This window comes from Streptomyces thermodiastaticus (assembly GCF_014656135.1).
Taxonomy (GTDB): Bacteria; Actinomycetota; Actinomycetes; order Streptomycetales; family Streptomycetaceae; genus Streptomyces; species Streptomyces thermodiastaticus.
The window spans coordinates 1-1,337 of record NZ_BNBV01000069.1; the positions used below are offsets into that span (position 1 = coordinate 1).

At 66.8% G+C, this 1,337-nt stretch carries 1 protein-coding gene; it reads right to left on the minus strand.

Features of this window, described 5'->3' with window-relative positions; genetic code table 11:
- The coding region (locus tag IE286_RS26860) for a helix-turn-helix domain-containing protein (RefSeq protein WP_189799355.1) at positions 1-962 on the minus strand (962 nt) is incomplete at its 3' end.
- Between the last annotated feature and the right edge of the window lie 375 nt (positions 963-1,337).

Consider the following 1,337-nt stretch of genomic DNA (forward strand, 5'->3'; position numbering starts at 1 on the left):
TCGGGGTGACTGGCGAGCTTCAGCGCGCGCCCGTAGTTCTTCAGGGCGACGTGGATTCCAACCGCCTCGGTCTTCGCTGCCGTTGGGCCGAAGCTGGTCCCGTACAACTTCTCGTCTCGTCCGAGCCTCGCCGCTGCGGCGTGCGCCTGTGAGATGTAGTCGTCGGCCGCGCTCTCGTCCTCCCGCCGCGACGCTGCCACGGCCGCGGAGATCATCAGCCGACCGTACGCGAGCAACTGCGGGCGTGACCCGTTGCTGAACGATGGCTCGATTGCCAGTGCCGCCCGCTCGGCCACGGCGACGGCGCGCGGCAACTTGGCGCCGCGCAGGTAGATCCACGACAGCGTGGACTCCAGTAGCGCCGTCATCACGGGGTCGTCGACTTCCCGCGCGAGGTGCTTCGCCGACGTGAGCGCGCTCAACGCAAGGTCGCGTTGCCCGAATCCGTTCGAGCAGGACGCGGCTACGCGGTAGGTGCTCGCCAGGATCGATCCCAACTGCTCGCGTTCGTTGCCCGTAGCGCTCGCGTACCTGACCTGTCCTTCCATGAGGACTTTGGAGGCGTAGCTACTGACCTTCGCCGTGTCGCTCGCCCAGTAGGCGTCCCACGCGCGGTCACGGGCCTCGCTCAAGTCCTCGACGGTGCTCGGGTCCTCGATGCCTTCCCACTCACCGAGGGCGCTCTCGTGCACGGCGTCGGACAGTTGGCGCAGGGCGGCGCGGTCGCCCTGGTCCATGCCCCGGCGCGGTGCCTGCTGCCCCAGGATCACGGATACGTCCGTGTTCAGCGCGTGGGCGAATTTGAGCAGCGAACCTACCGACAACTCCCCGCGGTCCTGCTCGGCTTTCTGCACCAGGGCCAGGGAAACCCCCGCGGCATCCGCGAGTCCCTGCTGCGTCAGATCGGAGCCCCGTAGGAGCTTGATGCGCTGCCCGTTCGTAAGGTCGGCCCAGTTGCTCACGATCACCCCAGTGCGTTTGCAGGCTGCTGTACTCCGATGGTAGGTCCCGACACCCGGGCGTCCGGGGCGAACGGAACAGACGCAAGGCAGAGGCACACCCGGCACCCGGCCTCAGATGAACGTTCCCGCCCCACGCCGCCCCGACACCGAGCGACCCGCATCACCGGTCACGGCGAGGGCACAGTGAGGGCATATGGCCCCAGAGAAACATGAAAACCTGCGGCAATCACCGAAAGTGTTTACCGCAGGTCAGAGCGATGATTCTGGCGTACGCGCAGGTCAGGCGATCATGGCCGGAAGTTCGTGAACTACCGCTGATGAACGGGTCTGACCTGCGCAGACGGAGCTAGGCAGACTTCGCAGGGCACAACGGGG